This window comes from Aeromicrobium alkaliterrae (assembly GCF_039529015.1).
Classification (GTDB): domain Bacteria; phylum Actinomycetota; class Actinomycetes; order Propionibacteriales; family Nocardioidaceae; genus Aeromicrobium; species Aeromicrobium alkaliterrae.
Genome location: NZ_BAAAME010000005.1, coordinates 190,409 through 207,309 on the forward strand (window position 1 = coordinate 190,409; position 16,901 = coordinate 207,309).

17 protein-coding genes are annotated in these 16,901 nt (G+C 71.4%); 15 read left to right on the plus strand and 2 right to left on the minus strand.

Annotated elements, in window-relative coordinates; translation table 11 throughout:
* Positions 1–133: 133 nt before the first annotated feature.
* Positions 134–616: a TetR family transcriptional regulator gene (locus ABD127_RS14970; protein WP_344202960.1), complete on the minus strand. Its 483-nt coding sequence runs from the start codon at positions 614–616 to the stop codon at positions 134–136.
* A 91-nt stretch (positions 617–707) separates the two neighbouring features.
* Here ABD127_RS14970 and ABD127_RS14975 point away from each other — a divergent pair, with 91 nt between their 5' ends.
* Genes ABD127_RS14975 through ABD127_RS14985 form a run of 3 tightly spaced genes read left to right on the plus strand, consistent with a single transcriptional unit; the run spans position 708 to position 2,616 of the window.
* Entirely contained in the window at positions 708–1,313 is a 606-nt protein-coding gene (locus ABD127_RS14975) for a biotin transporter BioY (RefSeq protein ID WP_344202962.1), read from the plus strand.
* 9 nt (positions 1,314–1,322) lie between these two features.
* Entirely contained in the window at positions 1,323–2,018 is a 696-nt protein-coding gene (locus ABD127_RS14980; RefSeq protein ID WP_344202963.1) for an energy-coupling factor ABC transporter ATP-binding protein, read from the plus strand.
* Entirely contained in the window at positions 2,011–2,616 is a 606-nt protein-coding gene (locus tag ABD127_RS14985; protein ID WP_344202965.1) for an energy-coupling factor transporter transmembrane component T family protein, read from the plus strand. Before ABD127_RS14980 ends, ABD127_RS14985 begins: the two co-directional genes overlap by 8 nt.
* Here ABD127_RS14985 and ABD127_RS14990 read toward each other — a convergent pair.
* Positions 2,613–4,850 carry an NADP-dependent isocitrate dehydrogenase gene (locus ABD127_RS14990; RefSeq protein ID WP_344202967.1) on the minus strand — a complete coding sequence of 746 codons (2,238 nt, stop codon included), beginning with the start codon at positions 4,848–4,850 and terminating at the stop codon, positions 2,613–2,615. The two genes, ABD127_RS14985 and ABD127_RS14990, sit on opposite strands and share 4 nt — an antisense overlap.
* 195 nt (positions 4,851–5,045) lie before the next feature.
* Between ABD127_RS14990 and ABD127_RS14995 the strand changes: the two genes are divergently transcribed.
* The 12 genes from ABD127_RS14995 to acs all read left to right on the plus strand — a co-directional run bounded on the left by ABD127_RS14995 (position 5,046) and on the right by acs (position 16,835).
* The gene (locus ABD127_RS14995; protein WP_344202968.1) at positions 5,046–6,179 is read left to right on the plus strand and encodes a sensor histidine kinase; all 1,134 of its coding nucleotides are present in this window, start codon (positions 5,046–5,048) and stop codon (positions 6,177–6,179) included.
* Between the two features lie 55 nt (positions 6,180–6,234).
* Entirely contained in the window at positions 6,235–6,978 is a 744-nt protein-coding gene (locus ABD127_RS15000) for a LytR/AlgR family response regulator transcription factor (protein ID WP_344202970.1), read from the plus strand.
* A complete protein-coding gene (locus ABD127_RS15005; RefSeq protein WP_344202972.1) occupies positions 6,968–7,378 on the plus strand; it encodes a hypothetical protein in 411 nt (136 codons plus the stop codon). Before ABD127_RS15000 ends, ABD127_RS15005 begins: the two co-directional genes overlap by 11 nt.
* Entirely contained in the window at positions 7,375–8,859 is a 1,485-nt protein-coding gene (locus tag ABD127_RS15010) for a sodium/solute symporter (RefSeq protein ID WP_344202974.1), read from the plus strand. The genes ABD127_RS15005 and ABD127_RS15010 overlap by 4 nt, the downstream gene beginning before the upstream one ends.
* 361 nt (positions 8,860–9,220) lie before the next feature.
* Positions 9,221–9,487: a hypothetical protein gene (locus tag ABD127_RS15015; protein ID WP_344202976.1), complete on the plus strand. Its 267-nt coding sequence runs from the start codon at positions 9,221–9,223 to the stop codon at positions 9,485–9,487.
* A gap of 78 nt (positions 9,488–9,565) precedes the next feature.
* Positions 9,566–10,276: an ATP-binding cassette domain-containing protein gene (locus ABD127_RS15020; RefSeq protein WP_344202978.1), complete on the plus strand. Its 711-nt coding sequence runs from the start codon at positions 9,566–9,568 to the stop codon at positions 10,274–10,276.
* Between the two features lies 1 nt (position 10,277).
* The gene (locus ABD127_RS15025; protein ID WP_344202980.1) at positions 10,278–11,795 is read left to right on the plus strand and encodes a hypothetical protein; all 1,518 of its coding nucleotides are present in this window, start codon (positions 10,278–10,280) and stop codon (positions 11,793–11,795) included.
* Positions 11,689–12,012, plus strand: coding sequence for a hypothetical protein (locus ABD127_RS15030; RefSeq protein ID WP_344202982.1), 324 nt, complete (start codon positions 11,689–11,691; stop codon positions 12,010–12,012). The genes ABD127_RS15025 and ABD127_RS15030 overlap by 107 nt, the downstream gene beginning before the upstream one ends.
* A gap of 3 nt (positions 12,013–12,015) precedes the next feature.
* On the plus strand, positions 12,016–12,516 hold the full coding sequence (locus tag ABD127_RS15035; protein WP_344202983.1) for a hypothetical protein: 501 nt from the start codon (positions 12,016–12,018) through the stop codon (positions 12,514–12,516).
* 195 nt (positions 12,517–12,711) lie between these two features.
* Entirely contained in the window at positions 12,712–13,047 is a 336-nt protein-coding gene (locus ABD127_RS15040) for a DUF485 domain-containing protein (protein ID WP_344202985.1), read from the plus strand.
* Entirely contained in the window at positions 13,047–14,726 is a 1,680-nt protein-coding gene (locus ABD127_RS15045) for a solute symporter family protein (RefSeq protein ID WP_344202986.1), read from the plus strand. Before ABD127_RS15040 ends, ABD127_RS15045 begins: the two co-directional genes overlap by 1 nt.
* Before the next feature lie 129 nt (positions 14,727–14,855).
* Positions 14,856–16,835 carry an acetate--CoA ligase gene (gene acs, locus ABD127_RS15050; protein ID WP_344202988.1) on the plus strand — a complete coding sequence of 660 codons (1,980 nt, stop codon included), beginning with the start codon at positions 14,856–14,858 and terminating at the stop codon, positions 16,833–16,835.
* The last annotated feature ends 66 nt before the right edge of the window (positions 16,836–16,901 follow it).

Sequence of the window (16,901 nt, forward strand, 5' to 3'; positions counted from 1 at the left end):
TGGGTTCACCCACGAATCCGCCATCTGCGGGCGCTCCACCGCGCGGATTCCTGGGTTCACCCAGGAATCCGGCCTCAGGCGTACGAAACTTCGTACGCTCGATGCAGGATTCGAGCGGTCTCGTGGGAATCCGTCAGCGGAGGATGAGGGCGAGGCCGCGGGCGAAGGAGCCGTCGAGGTCGGGATCGAGGGCGATCGCGCCGACCGCGGCGGCCTGGCGGTGGAGCTGGGTCGACTGGGTGTGCCCGACGACGTAGATCAGCAGCGTGCGGGCGAGGTCGAGTCCGACCCGCTCGGCCAGCGCCTCCTCGAACGTCGACACCTCGAGCCGGAAGGCCGACGCCGTCGCGACGACCTCCGCACCGTCGCGCACCGCGAGCATCGCCGCCCGGAGCTGGTGCAGCGAGCCCGCGACGTCGTCGCTCACCTCGACGTCCGCGACGATCCGTGCAGCCATCAGCGACAGGAGCGTCTGCTTGTTCGCGACGTGGTGGTAGAGCGCGCTGGGCTGCACCCCGAGCGACCCGGCGACCCGCCGCATCGAGCAGAACTCCAGGCCGAACTCGTCGAGCACGCCCAGGGCGCCGGAGACGACGTCGTCGAGCGTGTTCGCCATGGAGCCTCCGACCGGGTGCGCGTGGACCCCGAACGGGATCGTGTGCCACACTACCGAACACCGTTCAGGTGAACACCGTTCAGGAGCCTTGATGACCACCTCGTCCCCCACCCCCGCCCCCGCCGCGCCGCTCAAGCGCCGCAGCTCGCCCGCGACCGACCTCGCTCTCGTCACGACCTTCGCGGCCGTGATCGGCGTCTGCGCGATCCTTCCGGCGATCAACGGCGTCGCCAGCGTGCCCTTCACGCTGCAGATGTTCGGCGTCTTCCTGGCCGGAGCGGTGCTCGGCGCCAAGCGCGGCTTCCTCGCGGTGGCGCTCTACCTGGCCGTCGCGACCGCCGGCGTCCCGATCTTCACCCAGGGCCAGGCCGGCCCGGGCGTCTGGGGCGGCGCCTCGGGCGGCTACCTCGTGGCGTTCCCGATCGCGGCGTTCCTCGTGGGTCTCGTCGCGACGCTGACGGTCCGCCGTGGCCCCGCGGTCTTCACCGTCGCCGTCGCCGCCGCGGCAGCCGTCGTGACGGTCGCCGTCGTGGGCACCCTCGGCACGCTCGGCATGGCCCGCGCGCTCGACGTCTCGTGGGGCGTCGCCTGGGGCTACGCGACGCCGTTCTTCCCGGCCGACATCGCCAAGGGCGTCATCGCCGCGATCGTCGCCGCCGCGGTGCACCGCGCGTTCCCGCGCCTCACGCGCGGGTAGGTTCGCCCCATGATCGAGCTGCGGGAGGCGACCGTCGTGGTCGACTCCCCCACCGGCCCGGTCACCCTGCTGGAACCGACGACCCTCGCTCTCGGCGAGCACCGGATCGGGGTCATCGGCGCGAACGGCTCGGGCAAGTCGACCCTCGCCCGCCTGCTCAACGGCCTCGCACTCCCGGCGGCCGGGCGCGTGCTGGTCGACGGCCTCGACGTCGACAGCGACGGCCGCGAGGTGCGACGCCGCGTCGGCTTCGTCTTCACCCATCCCGACGCCCAGCTCGTCATGCCGACCCCGCTCGAGGACGTGACGCTCTCGCTGCGCCGCAGCGTCCCGGACAAGGCGGAGCGGAAGCGCCGCGCCCGCGAGGTGCTGGACGCGATCGGTCTCAGCGACCGGGCGGACGTGCCGGTCCACTCGCTCTCCGGCGGGCAGAAGCAGCTCCTGGCGCTCGCCGGGGTGCTCGCGACCGAGCCCGAGGTCGTGGTGGCCGACGAGCCGACGACGCTGCTGGACCTGCGCAACACGCGCTCGGTCGCGGATCGGTTGTTCGGCCTGCGGCAGCAGCTCGTGCTGGTGACCCACGACCTCGACCTGGCCCGGCGCTGCGACCGCGTGCTGGTGGTCGACGCCGCTCGCGTCGTGTTCGACGGGCCCGCGGACGACGCGGTCGCACACTACCGAGCGCTGGCCGACGCCGATGTCTGAGCTCCTGGGCGCCTACCGCCCGGGCACGACGCTGCTGCACCGCATGCCGGTGGGTCCCAAGCTCGCGGTGCTCGCGGCCTGGTCGATCCTGGTCGTCGCGACGCGTGGACCGGTGGCCTCCCCGGCCTTCGCCGTCGTCGCGGTCGGCGTCGCCGTCTGGTCGGGGCTCGCCCTGCGGCGCACGCTCCGCACGATGCGCGGCTTCCTGCTGCTGATGGTGCTCGTGGCCGCGTTCCAGACCTGGCAGCGCGGACCCGAGGTGGCCGTCACGGTCGTCAGCAGCCTGCTCGCGCTGCTCCTGGTCGGCCTGGCGTTCACCGCCACGACCGCCGTCGACGACCTGCTCGGCACCGTGGAGCGGACCACCTCGCCGCTGCGGTTCGTCGGGGTCCGGCCCGAACGGATCGCCCTGGCGTTCGCCCTCGTGCTTCGCGCACTGCCGGCGGTCCTGGAGGTGGCGAACCAGACCCGGGACGCAGCGAGGGCCCGCGGTCTCGAGAGGAGTCCACGGGCCCTGCTGGTGCCGTTCGCGATCAGGGTCGTCGCCCACGCCTATGCCACGGGCGACGCCCTCGCCGCCCGCGGCCTGGATGACTAGCCGAGGGTGGCGAGGACCTCGTTGAGGGTGGCGGACGGGCGCATGACCTTGGCCGCCTTCTCGACGTCGGGCTGGAAGTAGCCGCCGATGTCGGCCGGGGAGCCCTGCACCGCGAGGAGCTCGTCGACGATCTTCTGCTCGTTGTCGGCCAGCGAGCCGGCGACCGCGCCGAAGGCCTCGGCCAGGGCCGCGTCCTCGGTCTGCTTGGCCAGCTCCTGCGCCCAGTACAGGCCCAGGTAGAAGTGGCTGCCGCGGTTGTCGATCGTGCCGAGCTTGCGGCCGGGCGAGCGGTCCTCGTCGAGGAACGTGCCGGTCGCGCGGTCGAGCGTGTCGGCCAGGACCTGCGCGCGGGCGTTGTCCGTGGTCTGGGCGAGGTGCTCCAGGCTCACGGCCAGCGCGAGGAACTCACCGAGCGAGTCCCAGCGCAGGTAGTTCTCCTCGACGAGCTGCTGCACGTGCTTGGGAGCGGAGCCACCGGCGCCGGTCTCGAACAGGCCGCCACCGTTGATCAGCGGCACGACCGACAGCATCTTGGCGCTGGTGCCGAGCTCGAGGATCGGGAACAGGTCGGTGTTGTAGTCGCGCAGCACGTTGCCCGTGACCGAGATCGTGTTCTCGCCCTTGCGGATGCGCTCGACCGACAGCTTCGTCGCCTCGATGGGCGAGAGGATGCGGATGTCGAGGCCGTCGGTGTCGTGCTCGGGCAGGTACGCGTTGACCTTGGCGATCAGGTTGGCGTCGTGCGCACGCGACTCGTCGAGCCAGAACACGGCCGGGTCGCCGGTGGCGCGGGCGCGCGTGACGGCGAGCTTGACCCAGTCGCGGATCGGGACGTCCTTGGTCTGGCAGGCGCGCCAGATGTCACCCTGGGCGACGACGTGCTCGAGGATCGCGTCGCCGGCCGAGTTCACGACCCGGACGGTGCCGGTGGTCGGGATCTCGAACGTCTTGTCGTGGCTGCCGTACTCCTCGGCCTTCTGCGCCATGAGGCCCACGTTCGGGACCGTGCCCATCGTGGCCGGGTCGTAGGCACCGTTGGCCTTGCAGTCGTCGACGACGACCTGGTAGACGCCGGCGTAGCTCGAGTCGGGGATGACCGCGAGCGTGTCGGCCTCGCCGCCGTCCGGGCCCCACATGTGGCCCGAGGTGCGGATCATGGCCGGCATCGAGGCGTCGACGATGACGTCGCTCGGCACGTGCAGGTTCGTGATGCCCTTGTCGGAGTTGACCATCGCCAGCTCCGGGCCCTCGGCCAGCTCGGCGTCGAAGGACGCCTTGATCTCGGCGCCGTTGGAGAGCGCGTCGAGGCCGGCGAGGATGCCGCCGAGGCCGTCGTTGGGGCTGAGGCCCGCGGAGGCGAGGTCGGCACCGAAGGCGGCGAACGTCTTCGGGAAGAAGGCGCGCACGACGTGGCCGAAGATGATCGGGTCGGAGACCTTCATCATCGTGGCCTTGAGGTGCACCGAGAACAGCACGCCGTCGGCCTTGGCCTTGGCGATCTGCTCCGTCAGGAACTCGCGCAGCGCGGCGACGTCGAGGTACGTGGCGTCGACGACCTCACCGGCGATGACGGGGAGCGACTCCTTGAGCACGGTGGTCGAGCCGTCGTCGCCGACGAGCTCGATGCGCAGGGTGTCGTCGGCCTCGATCACGACGGACTTCTCGTTGGAGCGGAAGTCGCGGACGCCCATCGTGGCGACGTCGGTCTTGGAGTCGGCCGACCAGGCACCCATGCGGTGCGGGTGCTTCTTGGCGTAGCTCTTCACCGACGCGGGGGCGCGACGGTCGGAGTTGCCCTCGCGCAGGACCGGGTTCACGGCGGAGCCCATGACCTTGCCGTAGCGGGCGCGGATCTCCTTCTCCTCGTCGGTCTGCGGGTTCTCCGGGTACGCGGGGAGCGCGTAGCCCTGGTCCTGCAGCTCGGCGATCGCGGCCTTGAGCTGCGGCACGGAGGCGGAGATGTTGGGGAGCTTGATGATGTTCGCCTCGGGGCGCAGCGCGAGCTCGCCGAGCTCGGCGAGGGCGTCAGCGATGCGCTGGCCCTCCTCGAGGTGCTCGGGGAACTGGCTGATGATGCGGCCGGCCAGCGAGATGTCGCGGGTCTCGACCTGCACGCCCGCCGTCGAGGCGTAGGCCTCGATGAACGGCAGGAACGAGTGCGTCGCCAGTGCGGGCGCCTCATCGGTGTGGGTGTAGATGATCGTCGGGTCGGCCACGGGGTCTCCGTTTCGCACGCAAGAATAGTTTGACGTCAAGATATCTCATCGCGAGACGACTCCACCGTGGCACCCGAGTCCGACGGTGTCGAGCCGGGGCGGTGACCTGCGCGCCAAACCCCGCACGGGCGGTGACCTACGCGCCGAACTCGACCCGAATTCGGCACGTAGGTCACCGCCCAGCGGCGGGGGTGGCGGGGTAGCGTCCCGGGCATGGAGGTCGTGGGCGGTGCGGTGCTCGGGGCGGCCGTCGTGCTGCTCGGGCTCGCGGGCTGGCGCCGGGCCGTGCGGCAGCGCGACGAGTCGCTCGGCAGCCCGGACGACCTGGCCACCTACGCGACGCTGCACACCGCCTCGCTCGCGGCACCGGCGCTGCGCGCGGGTCTGGACACCGAGGGCGCTGCCCGGGCGCTGCCCTACCTGCGCGCCCTGCTGGGCGACGCCCCCGCCGCGCTGACCGACGGCGCCGGGGTGGTCGCGTCCTCGGGTGACGTCGCGGCGGAGCAGGCCGTGCCGCTCGTCGAGGCCGTGCTGGCGGAGGGCCGCACCCAGGCGTCCGACCGCCTGGTCGTGGCCCCGCTCGCGGTGGAGGACCGCGTCGTCGGCACGCTCGTCGTCGGCACCGACCACCCCTCGGCCAGCCTCGTGCGGGCCACGACCGAGGTCGCCCGCTGGATCTCGAGCCAGCTCGAGCTGGGCGAGCTCGCGGCCTCGCGCACGGCCCTCATGGAGGCCGAGCTGCGGGCGCTGCGGGCGCAGATCTCGCCGCACTTCATCTACAACTCGCTCGGCGCGATCGCCTCGTACGTGCGCACCGACCCCGAGCGTGCGCGCTCCCTGCTGCTCGAGTTCGCCGACTTCACCCGCTACTCCTTCCGCCGCCACGGCGACTTCACGACCCTGGCCGACGAGCTGCTCTCGATCGAGCGGTACCTCGTGCTCGAGAAGGCCCGGTTCGGCGACCGCCTGCGCGTCACCTCGAGCGTCGCGCCCGAGGTGCTGCACGTGACGCTGCCGTTCCTCGCGGTGCAGCCGCTCGTGGAGAACGCGGTGCGCCACGGCATCGAGCCGAAGGACGGCCCGGGCCACATCACGGTCGTGGCCCGCGACGCCGGGGCCGCGTGCGTCATCGAGATCGAGGACGACGGCGTGGGCAGCGACCCCGAGGTCGTGCGCGAGGCCCTTGCCGGGCGCGCCAGCAGCGGCTCGATCGGCCTGGCCAACGTCGACGAGCGCCTGCGCGCGGTCTACGGCGACGACCACGGCATCGTCGTCGAGACGGCCCCCGGGCTCGGCACCAAGGTCTCGTTGCGCGTGCCGAAGTTCAATCCCCGCGATCCCTCCTGAACCACCTGCCCCGACCCCGAGGTGACCGCCGTCACGCGGCCGTAGACTCACGCGGGTGAACGAGCCGTCGACCGCCGCGGGCCTGCGGGTCCTCGTCGTCGACGACGAGCGCCCCGTGCTCGACGAGCTGGTCTGGCTGCTCGCGCGCGACGACCGCATCGGGCACGTCCGCACGGCCTCGTCCGGCACCGAGGCACTGCGGGTCCTCGAGGGCGGCGACGTCGACCTCGCCTTCCTCGACATCGCGATGCCGGGCCTCAGCGGCCTCGAGATCGCCCGGCTGCTCAGTCGCTTCGCCCACCCGCCGCAGGTCGTGTTCGTGACGGCCCACGACGCCCACGCGATCGAGGCGTTCGAGATGAACGCGGTCGACTACCTGCTCAAGCCCGTCCGCGAGGAGCGGCTGGCCGAGAGCATCCGCCGCGCGGTCGACGCGGGCGAGCGGACCGCACCGGTCGTCGACGAGCGGATCGCGGTCGAGCTCGGCGGTGTCACCCGGTTCGTCGTGCGGTCGACCATCACCGACGTCGAGGCGCAGGGCGACTACGTCCGCCTCCACACGATCGACGGCACGTCGCACCTCGTGCGGATGACCCTGAGCCACGTCGCCGAGACCTGGTCGGAGCACGAGTTCGTGCGGGTGCACCGCAGCCACGTCGTCAACCGCCGCCACATCCGCGAGGTCCGCCAGTCCTCGGGCCGGACGACGATCGTCCTGCCCAGCGGCGACGCGACGCTGGAGGTCGAGGTCTCACGGCGCCACCACCGCGACCTGCGCGAGCTGCTCCGTGACTCCTGAGCCGCAGCAGCCGTACCGCGAGCGCGTGCGGGTCACCAGTCCCCTCGTGCACGCGCCCGCCCCGCAGCGCCGCAGCGCCCGCCAGGAGATCGCCGAGCAGTCGACGGTCGGCGCGGTCTACGTGCGCTCCCTCGTGCGCGCGCAGCGCCGGGCCGCGATCGCCACCACCCTCGTCGCCGCCGTCTCGATCGGCGTGCTGCCCGTGCTGTTCTGGTCGGACCTGCCGGTGCGCACGTGGACGATCGGCGGCGTCCCCGCGGTCTGGATCGTCCTCGGCGTGCTGGTCTACCCGTGGGTCTGGTGGCTCGGCCGGGCCTACGTCTGGCGGGCCGAGCGCAACGAGACGACCTTCGTCGCGCTGATGGAGTCGCCCACCGACCCGGCCGCCGAGGCTCTGTGAACACCTCGGCCGGCATCGCCGCGATCGTGCTCGTCGTGCTCGCGACGCTCACGATCGGTGCGCTCGCGATGCGCTGGAGCCGCACGACGAGCGACTTCTACGTCGCCTCCCGCAGCGTCGGGCCGTGGCTCAACGCGTCCGCGATCGGCGGCGAGTACCTCTCGGCGGCCTCGTTCCTCGGCGTCGCCGGGCTCGTGCTCGTGGCGGGCGCCGACGTGCTCTGGTACCCCATCGGCTGGACCACCGGATACCTCCTGCTGCTGGTCGTCGTGGCGGCACCGCTGCGCCGGTCCGGCGCATACACGATCCCCGACTTCGCCGGCTGGCGGTTGCGGTCGGCGGCGGTGCGCCACGTCTGCACCCTGCTGGTCGTGGCGGTCGGCTGGCTCTACCTGATGCCGCAGTTCCAGGGTGCGGGCCTGACGATGCAGGCCGTCACGGGCGCGCCGGTGTGGAGCGGGATCGCCGTCGTGGCCGTCGTCGTCGCGACGCTCGTGGCCTCGGGAGGGATGCGCTCGATCACGTTCGTCCAGGCGTTCCAGTACTGGCTCAAGCTCACGGCGCTGCTCGTCCCCCTGGTCTTCCTGGTGATCGCCTGGCGCGGCGACGGGGCCCCGCTCCCGGAGGCCACCGGCGGCTGGGCCCTGCCCGACGCCGACCTCGGTGCCGAGCGCCTCTACACGGCGTACGCGGTGCTGACCGCGACGTGCCTGGGCACGATGGGTCTGCCGCACGTCGTGGTGCGCTTCTACACGAACCGCGACGGCGTCGCGGCCCGCCGGACGACGTTGATCGTGCTCGGACTGTTGGGGGTGTTCTACCTCCTGCCGACCGCCTACGGGGCGCTCGGCCGGGTGTACGCGGGCGACCTCAGCGACGCGGGACGCGCCGACACGGTGATCCTGGAGCTCCCCGAACGCATGCTCACGACGGGTGCCGACGCCCTCGGCGCGCTGCTGCTCGCCGGAGCCTTCGCCGCCTTCCTGTCGACGTCGTCCGGGCTCACGATGGCCACCGCCGGCGTCGTGGGCCAGGAGATCGACCGCCGGCGGTGGTTCGGCGGCCGCCTCGCCGGCGTCGCGTCGGTGCGGGTCGCCGCCGTGACGTGCGTGCTCCCGCCGCTCGCGCTGGCCCTGACCGCCGACAACATCCCGATCGCGACCTCGGTGACCTTCGCGTTCGCGTTGGCCGCCTCGACGTTCTGCCCCCTGCTCGTGCTGGGGATCTGGTGGCCGCGTCTGACCCGCCAGGGTGCCGTCGCGGGGCTCGTGGGCGGTGGCCTCGCGGCCGGCATCGCCCCGCTCGTGACCCTGGGCCTGGACCCCGACGGGTGGGTCGGGCTCGTCCTCGCCCAGCCGGCGGTGTGGACCGTGCCGCTCGGCTTCGGCCTGATGATCGCCGTCTCGCTGCTGACCCGCCCCGCCCGCCCCGAGGACGTCGACCGGGTCTTCGCGAAGCTCCACACCCCCGAGCGCGCCTGACCCGTCCGCCCCCGGTGGTAGAGGTGTCACCGGTGGTTCCCTGGCCCTGAGGTGCGAGGAGGAACGACGAGCCTCGAAGGGCAGGTGCTCACCACACGTGGCTGACGTGCCCCCTTCGAGGCTCCTTCGTCGCACCTCAGGGGGCGGTCAGCCTCCGCCCCGCCCCTTGAGGTGCGAGCGAGGAACGAGCGAGCCTCGAAAGGGGTGCCACAACCCACCCGGCCGGAGGAGTTGTCCACAGCGCCAGAGCTGACCGTTGACGAGTACCCCCGTCCCGCAGTAATGATACCTATGAGTATCGGGGGATGCGGCCGCGACCGGCGTCCGGACCTCGGGCTCGCATCGGGGAAGGACGTACGCAATGTCAGTGATCGACCTGCCGAACACCGCCTCGGCCCACGCCTACACGTGGTCGAGCAACGCGGTGCACCGGGCTCGCGTGAAGATCGAGGACGGGCTGGTCCGCTACGACGGATGGTTCCTCGTCTTCACGGCCGTGATCCTGGGCCTGGGCGCCAGCATCACCGCCGGCATCGCGATCTGGTGCGTCGTGAAGCAGAAGAAGAAGTTCACCGGCGAGTGGGGCTTCAAGGACTTCGGTCTGAAGGTCCGCTTCGAGTGCAAGTAGGTGCAACCCCCGGCGGAGCCGGCCGTGCCCCCGCACTGGCCGGTTCCGCCACCCCCTCGACCCGCAGAGGACGCCACGATGACGATGCTCGACGCACGATCGGTCCACTACTCCTACGAGCACGGGGTGCAGGTGCTCGACGACGTCGACCTGCGCGCCGACTCCGGTGAGGTCGTCGGCCTGATCGGCCCGAACGGCTCCGGCAAGTCGACCCTGATCCAGGTCGTGTTCGACCTCCTGGCCCACCAGTCCGGCACCCTCACGATCGGCGGGCACCCCCACACGGGCGCGGCGGCCAAGCACGCCTCCCTCTACCTGCCGAGCGACGACTACCTGCCGCAGTTCCTGACGGGTCGCGAGTACCTGGAGATGGTCGGCCACCTGTACGGGATCGACCTGCCCGACCCGACCGAGCTGTTCACCCGGTTCGGCATGCAGGGGCGCCTGGACGACCTCGTCGAGGACTACTCCCACGGCATGCGCAAGAAGACCCAGCTGATCTCCGCACTGACGACCCGCCGACCCCTGACCGTGATCGACGAGACGCTCAACGGCATCGACGTCGGCTCGTTGCGCCTGTGCGAGAACGAGATCGGGCGCCTGCGCGACGAGGGCGGCGCGGTGGTGCTGTGCACCCACGACTTCGCCCTGCTCGAGCGCCTCGCCGACCGCATCGTCTTCCTGGACCTGGGCCGCGTCGTCGTCGACGCGCCCGTCCGCGCCCTGGTCGACCGGCACGGCTCGCTGGCGACGCTGGTCTTCGACCACCTCGACTCGGCGGCACGCTGAGGTGCGGTGGTCGCGCGCGCTCACCCTGGCCCACCTGCTGCTGCGCTACTTCGGGCGCCGGGTCATGCGCACCGGCGTCCTGGCCTCGCGCCCGCTGCGCGTCGCCGCGCTCGCCCTCGCGACCGGGCTCGGCGCTGCCGCGGTCGCCGCTGCGGTGGCCTTCCTCGATCCGCTCCGGTCCGAGCCCGGGGCGTGGGGGCTGCTCCTCGACGCGATGAGCATCTCGACGGTGCAGTGGTGCCTCGTCGCGGTGCTGCTGACCAAGACGTTGTTCCTGAACGCGGAAGGCATGCTCGCGATGACGTTCGCCCTGCCGGTCACCAACCGCGAGCGCGCCGCCGCGTTCGTGCTCTACGAGGGTGCGATGGCCGGCATCGTCGTCGCGGTCGGGATCGGGGCGCTCGCCGTCGCGTCGCTCGTGATCCGCGGACCGTCGATCCTGGTCCCCCTGGCCGAGTCGGTCGTGCTGCCCGCGCTGCTGACCTACGTCGCGGTCGGGCTCGGCTACCAGCTGCTCACCCGCCTCCTCAGCGCCTCCGGCCTGCGCCGAGCGCAGCCGCCGACGCTCCTGCTCGTCCTCTTCGCCCTGGCCGCAGCCTTCGCCGCCACCGTCCCGGGCCTGACGGCCTCCGTCAGCACCGCCTACCTCGCGGGCACCGACGACCGCCCCTGGACGGCGGCCGTCGCGTCCCTGTCGGACCGGTGGGGCCCGGTGCCGTCGCTCGCGGCGGCCACGGCGGCCGTCGCCCTGCTTGCCTGGGCGACCGTGCTCCTGACCCCCAACCGCCACCTCGCCCAGTCGCGCTACCTGCCCTGGAGGGCCGGCCCGCTGACCCGACGACTCCTCACCCCGTACGACTGGTGCGCGGTCCGGAGCCTGCAGACCTGGCTCCCGGCCGTCCTGGCGGTGGCGGTCTTCATCGCCCTGTCGCTGCGGCCCCTGGCCCACCCGCTGTGGGCCCTCTCCCTGCTCTCGATGGGGGCGCTCTACCAGTTCGCCGCGACCGAGCCGCTGCGCCTGCTGCGCGGGGGCCGGCAGTCGCCCTGGGGCGTCTACGGCCGGCTCGTCCGCGCCCAGCTCGTCGTGTGGACGGCGTTCGCCGTCCCGCTCACGATCGCTGCCGTCGTCATCGAGGGTTCTGCTGCCGCCGTCGTGCTCCCGCTGCTCGGCAGCCTCGCGTCGACCGTCCTGGCCCTGGCGGTCGGCATCGTCTTCCCGGCGGTCGACGACAACCCGTTCTCGCTCTTCATCGGCATGTCCCTGGCCGTCGTCATCGTGACGACCGTGGGCCTGGCCGTCGGCCTGCTGAACCTGCCGCCCCGGGTCTCGACGACCGTCGTCGCGGCCACCCTCGCCCTCGCCGTCGTCTACAGCGTCGTCGGCATCACCACCTTCGAGTCAAGGAGACGCCATGAAGAAGTCGCTCGTCGTCATCAACGCCCTGGCGGGGGCAGCCCTGCTGACCCTCGTGACCGCAGCGGTGATCCTGCTGGTCCTCATGTTCTCGACCGACGGTGACGTCGAGACCGACCGTCGCGCGTTCTTCGGGTCCTTGATGTTCCAGACCGTCGAGCAGTCCGACGGCTCGACCGCGATCACTGCCGGCGTCGACGACCCGATCCCCCTGATCGCCCTGTTCGTGTTCCTCGCCGTCGTGCTGGCCTTCATCCAGGTGGCCTACCGGCTGCTGAAGATCCACCGCCAGCGGCTCCTCGAGGAGCGCGGCCTGGCCTGATCGATGCAGCGCCGCGCCACGGTCGTCGGGCTCGCCGCCGCGACGACCGCGCAGGTCTGGCCGCTCCTCGCCCTGCTGGCCTCGTTCACGGCCGGGGGCACCTGGTGGTGGGCCTCCAGCGGCGACCCCGCGCTGGCCAGGATCGCCGGGATGCTGCTCCTGTGGGGCGTGGCCGGGCTGACCGCCTCGTTCGTGCTGCACGAGGCCGCCCACCTGCTGGGCCTGCGCCGCATCCCGACCGTCGCGTCGGTGCGGCTCGAGCGCACCGTCTGGCGGCTGTCGCTGATCCCGGCGGGCACGCTGACCTCGCGGCAGCTCGTGGCGGTGGCCCTCGCGGGCCCCGGCTCGTGCGTCGCGGTGGGCCTGCTGCTCGCGCTCGCGGTGCCCGGTCTCTGGCTGCACCCGTGGTACCTCGCCCATGCGGTCTTCGTGCTGCCGTGCTTCGGTGACGGCCGAGCGATCCTGCGCGCCGCGACGGCCGGCAGGAGCCGCCACGCGCCCTGACCGCTCGTCGCCCCAGAGGGACCGCTCGTCGCGTCCTGACGACCGGCGAACGCACGGCCACCGGTCTTCACCGCTGCACCCGTCCTGTGACCTGGCCCACAGGGCTCCGTCTTCCTAGCGTGAGCCACGACACATCCGTGTCCAGCGGTCCCTGCTCCCCCGCGGGCCGTCACGAGACAGAAGAAGGTGATCGACGTGGCCGAGAAGGTCAGTCCCGAGGTGCAGGCGGAGTACGCCCGCATCCACGCCACCCCGGAGTTCGCGGCGCTCAAGGCCGCCTACCGCAAGTTCGTCCTGCCCATGACGATCGCGTTCATGGTCTGGTACCTGACCTACGTCCTGTGCTCGAACTACGCGGGCGACTTCATGGGCCAGCAGGTCTTCGGCAACATCAACGTCGCCCTGCTGTTCGGCCTCCTCCAGTTCGTCACGACCTTCGCGATCGCCTACGCCTACGCCCGCTACTCGCTGGCGAAGATGGACCCGATCTCCGACGAGCTCCGGGCCCAGTTCGAGCGAGAGGTCGACTGATGAGCATCCTCCACACCGCGCTGGCCGACGACCGCGTGATCCTGGCGGCCGAGGGCAGCACGAGCGACAACCGCGTCCTGACCGCCTCGCTGTTCGGCTTCGTCGTCCTGCTGACGGTCGGCATCACCTTCTGGGCCAGCCGCAACACCAAGACCGCGGCCGACTACTACGCCGGCGGACGCTCCTTCTCCGGCATGCAGAACGGCTTCGCGATCGGCGGCGACTACATGTCGGCCGCCTCGTTCCTCGGCATCTCCGGCGCGATCGCGCTGTCGGGGTACGACGGGTTCCTGTACTCGATCGGCTTCCTCGTCGCGTGGCTCGTGGCGCTGCTGCTGATCGCCGAGCTGCTGCGCAACTCCGGCCGGTTCACGATGGCCGACCAGCTCGCGTACCGCATGGAGCAGCGGCCCGTCCGCACCGCGGCAGCCACCTCGACGATCGTCGTGTCGATCTTCTACCTGCTCGCCCAGATGGTCGGCGCCGGCGCGCTCGTGTCGCTCCTGCTCGGCATCAGCAGCGAGGCCGCGAAGAACATCACGATCGCGGCGGTCGGCCTGCTCATGGTCTTCTACGTCGTCCTCGGCGGCATGAAGGGCACGACCTGGGTGCAGATCGTCAAGGCCGTGCTGCTGATGTTCGGCACCCTGCTCATCAGCGTCCTGGTGCTCGCGAAGTTCGGCTTCAACCTGTCGGACCTGCTCGGCACTGCGGCACAGGAGAGCGGTCAGGGCAAGGCGTTCCTGGAACCGGGCCTGAAGTACGGCGGGTCGACGACGAGCAAGATCGACTTCATCTCGCTCGGCATCGCGCTCGTGCTCGGCACGGCCGGCCTGCCGCACATCCTGGTGCGCTTCTACACCGTGCCCACGGCCAAGGCCGCGCGCGTGTCGGTGCTGTGGGCCATCGGCCTGATCGGCACGTTCTACCTCATGACGCTGATCCTCGGCTTCGGCGCCGCGGCCCTCGTCACGGGCGACCAGAAGCAGCAGATCATCGACTCCGGCGGCAACCTCGCCTCGCCACTCCTGGCGCAAGCCGTCGGCGGTGGTCCGGGCACGACCGGTGGCGCGATCCTGCTGGCCCTCATCGCCGCCGTCGCGTTCGCCACGATCCTCGCGGTCGTCGCCGGGCTGACGCTCACCTCGGCCTCCTCCGTGGCGCACGACCTGTACGCCAACGTGTGGAAGAAGGGCACCGCGTCGGAGAAGGACGAGGTCAAGATGGCCCGCATGGCGGCCTTCGTGATCGGTGGCGTCGCGATCGCCCTGGCGATCCCGGGCAAGAACCTCAACGTGGCGTTCCTCGTCGCGCTGGCGTTCGCGGTGGCGGCCTCGGCCAACCTGCCGGCCCTGCTGTTCAACCTGTTCTGGAAGCGCTTCAACACCCGCGGCGCCGTCTGGAGCATCTACGGCGGCCTGATCTCGTCGGTGGGACTGGTGCTCTTCAGCCCGATCGTGTCGGGCAAGGGCGTCGACGCGACCGGCAAGAACCTGTCGCTGCTGCCGGAGAACATCGACATCAGCTGGTTCCCGCTGGAGAACCCGGGCATCGTCTCGATCCCGCTCGGCTTCTTCCTCGGCTGGCTCGGCACCGTCACGACCCGCAGCCGGGTCAGCGAGGAGCGGTTCCCCGAGCTCGAGGTCCGCTCCTTCACCGGAGCCGGCGCGGAAAAGTGAGCCGCTAGCGGGTCGGGGGCGCGGGCGCAGTCCGCGCCCCCGACCTGCAACTTCCGAGCAACACGCCGCGCGGCAGACTGTGGCGTGGGACACCATGAACTTCGACAGCCCCTCGACCAGGAGACACCTGTGACCGACGAGACCATCAGCAACCTCGCCCACGAGGACCGCACCTTCGAGCCGCCGGCCGACCTGGCCGCGAACGCCAACTTCACGCAGGCGACCTACGAGGCCGCCGCGAAGGACCGGCTCGGCTTCTGGGGCGATCAGGCCGAGCGCCTGACCTGGGACACCCCGTTCACCGAGGTCCTCGACTGGACCGACCCGCCCTTCGCGAAGTGGTTCGTGGGCGGCAAGCTCAACGTGGCCTACAACTGCGTCGACCGGCACGTCGAGAACGGGAACGGCGAGAAGGTCGCGTTCCACTTCGTGGGCGAGCCCGGTGACACCCGCACCATCACGTACAGCCAGCTCAAGGACGAGGTCAGCCAGGCTGCCAACGCGATCACCGAGCTCGGCATCGAGACCGGCGACCGGGTCGCGATCTACATGCCGATGATCCCCGAGGCCGTCATCGCGATGCTGGCCTGCGCCCGCCTCGGCGCACCGCACACCGTGGTGTTCGGCGGCTTCAGCTCCGACGCCCTCGCCTCCCGCGTCGACGACTGCGGCGCGAAGCTCGTCATCACCGCCGACGGCGGCTACCGCCGCGGCAACCCCTCGGCGCTCAAGCCCGCCGTCGACGAGGCGCTCGCCAAGCTCGGCGACGACAGCCCCGTCGAGAACGTGCTGGTCGTCAAGCGCACGGGCCAGGACGTCGCCTGGAACGGCGACATCGACGTCTGGTGGGACGAGGTCGTGGGCGAGTCCTCGACCGACCACACGCCGGAGGCCTTCGACGCCGAGCACCCGCTGTACGTCATGTACACCTCGGGCACCACCGGCAAGCCCAAGGGCATCCTGCACACCTCGGGCGGCTACCTCACCCAGGCGGCGGCGACGTTCCACGGCACGTTCGACCACAAGCCCGAGACCGACGTGTACTGGTGCACCGCCGACATCGGCTGGGTCACCGGCCACTCCTACATCGTCTACGGCCCGACCGCCGAGGGTGCCACGCAGGTGCTCTACGAGGGCACCCCCGACACCCCGCACAAGGGCCGCTGGTGGGAGATCATCGCCGAGTACGGCGTGACGCTCTTCTACACCGCGCCCACCGCGGTGCGCACGTTCATGAAGTGGGGCCGCCAGATCCCCGCCGAGCACGACCTCACGTCGCTGCGCATCCTGGGCTCGGTCGGTGAGTCGATCAACCCCGAGGCCTACGTCTGGTACCGCGACAACGTCGGCGGTGGGCGCACCCCGATCGTCGACACGTGGTGGCAGACCGAGACCGGCGCGCACATGATCACCCCGCTGCCGGGCGTCACGAAGGCCAAGCCCGGCTCGGCCATGATCGGCTTCCCCGGCGTCAGCATCGACGTCGTCGACGACGCCGGCGTGCCGGTGCCGAACGGCGGTGGCGGCTACCTCGTCGTCACCGAGCCGTGGCCCTCGATGCTCCGCACGATCTGGGGCGACGAGGAGCGCTACAAGGAGACGTACTGGTCGCGCTTCGAGAAGCAGGGCTACTACTTCGCCGGCGACGGCGCCAAGAAGGACGACGACGGCGCGATCTGGCTCCTCGGCCGTGTCGACGACGTCATGAACGTCTCCGGTCACCGGCTCTCCACGACCGAGATCGAGTCGGCCCTCGTGTCGCACCCCTCGGTCGCGGAGGCCGCCGTGGTGGGCGCCGCCGACGAGACGACCGGCCAGGCCGTCGTGGCGTTCGTGATCCTGCGCGAGTCCGCCGGCGACGAGGGCGGCACCGACGACGCGATCGCGGCGCTGCGCAACCACGTCGCCAAGGAGATCGGCCCGATCGCCAAGCCGCGCCAGATCATGGTCGTGCCCGAGCTGCCGAAGACCCGCTCCGGCAAGATCATGCGCCGCCTCCTGCGCGACGTCGCCGAGAACCGCGAGGTCGGCGACGCCACGACGCTGGCCGACTCCTCGGTCATGGACCTCATCACCCAGGGCCTCAAGACGTCCAGCAGCGACGACTGACCCCCGGGTCCCGGTCCTCCTGACCGAGGCGTCGGGGCTCGTCGCCGGGCTCCTCGCACCTCAGCC

What these genes read in the sequence shown, in the direction of transcription:
- ABD127_RS14980 (WP_344202963.1), top strand. Translation starts at nt 1,323, where the DNA reads ATGATCGAGCTGCGGGAGGCGACCGTCGTGGTCGACTCCCCCACCGGC.
- ABD127_RS14995 (WP_344202968.1), top strand. Translation starts at nt 5,046, where the DNA reads ATGGAGGTCGTGGGCGGTGCGGTGCTCGGGGCGGCCGTCGTGCTGCTC.
- ABD127_RS15035 (WP_344202983.1), top strand. Translation starts at nt 12,016, where the DNA reads ATGCAGCGCCGCGCCACGGTCGTCGGGCTCGCCGCCGCGACGACCGCG.
- ABD127_RS14970 (WP_344202960.1), bottom strand. Translation starts at nt 616, where the DNA reads ATGGCGAACACGCTCGACGACGTCGTCTCCGGCGCCCTGGGCGTGCTC.
- ABD127_RS14985 (WP_344202965.1), top strand. Translation starts at nt 2,011, where the DNA reads ATGTCTGAGCTCCTGGGCGCCTACCGCCCGGGCACGACGCTGCTGCAC.
- ABD127_RS14975 (WP_344202962.1), top strand. Translation starts at nt 708, where the DNA reads ATGACCACCTCGTCCCCCACCCCCGCCCCCGCCGCGCCGCTCAAGCGC.
- ABD127_RS15020 (WP_344202978.1), top strand. Translation starts at nt 9,566, where the DNA reads ATGACGATGCTCGACGCACGATCGGTCCACTACTCCTACGAGCACGGG.
- ABD127_RS15015 (WP_344202976.1), top strand. Translation starts at nt 9,221, where the DNA reads ATGTCAGTGATCGACCTGCCGAACACCGCCTCGGCCCACGCCTACACG.
- ABD127_RS15045 (WP_344202986.1), top strand. Translation starts at nt 13,047, where the DNA reads ATGAGCATCCTCCACACCGCGCTGGCCGACGACCGCGTGATCCTGGCG.
- ABD127_RS15030 (WP_344202982.1), top strand. Translation starts at nt 11,689, where the DNA reads ATGAAGAAGTCGCTCGTCGTCATCAACGCCCTGGCGGGGGCAGCCCTG.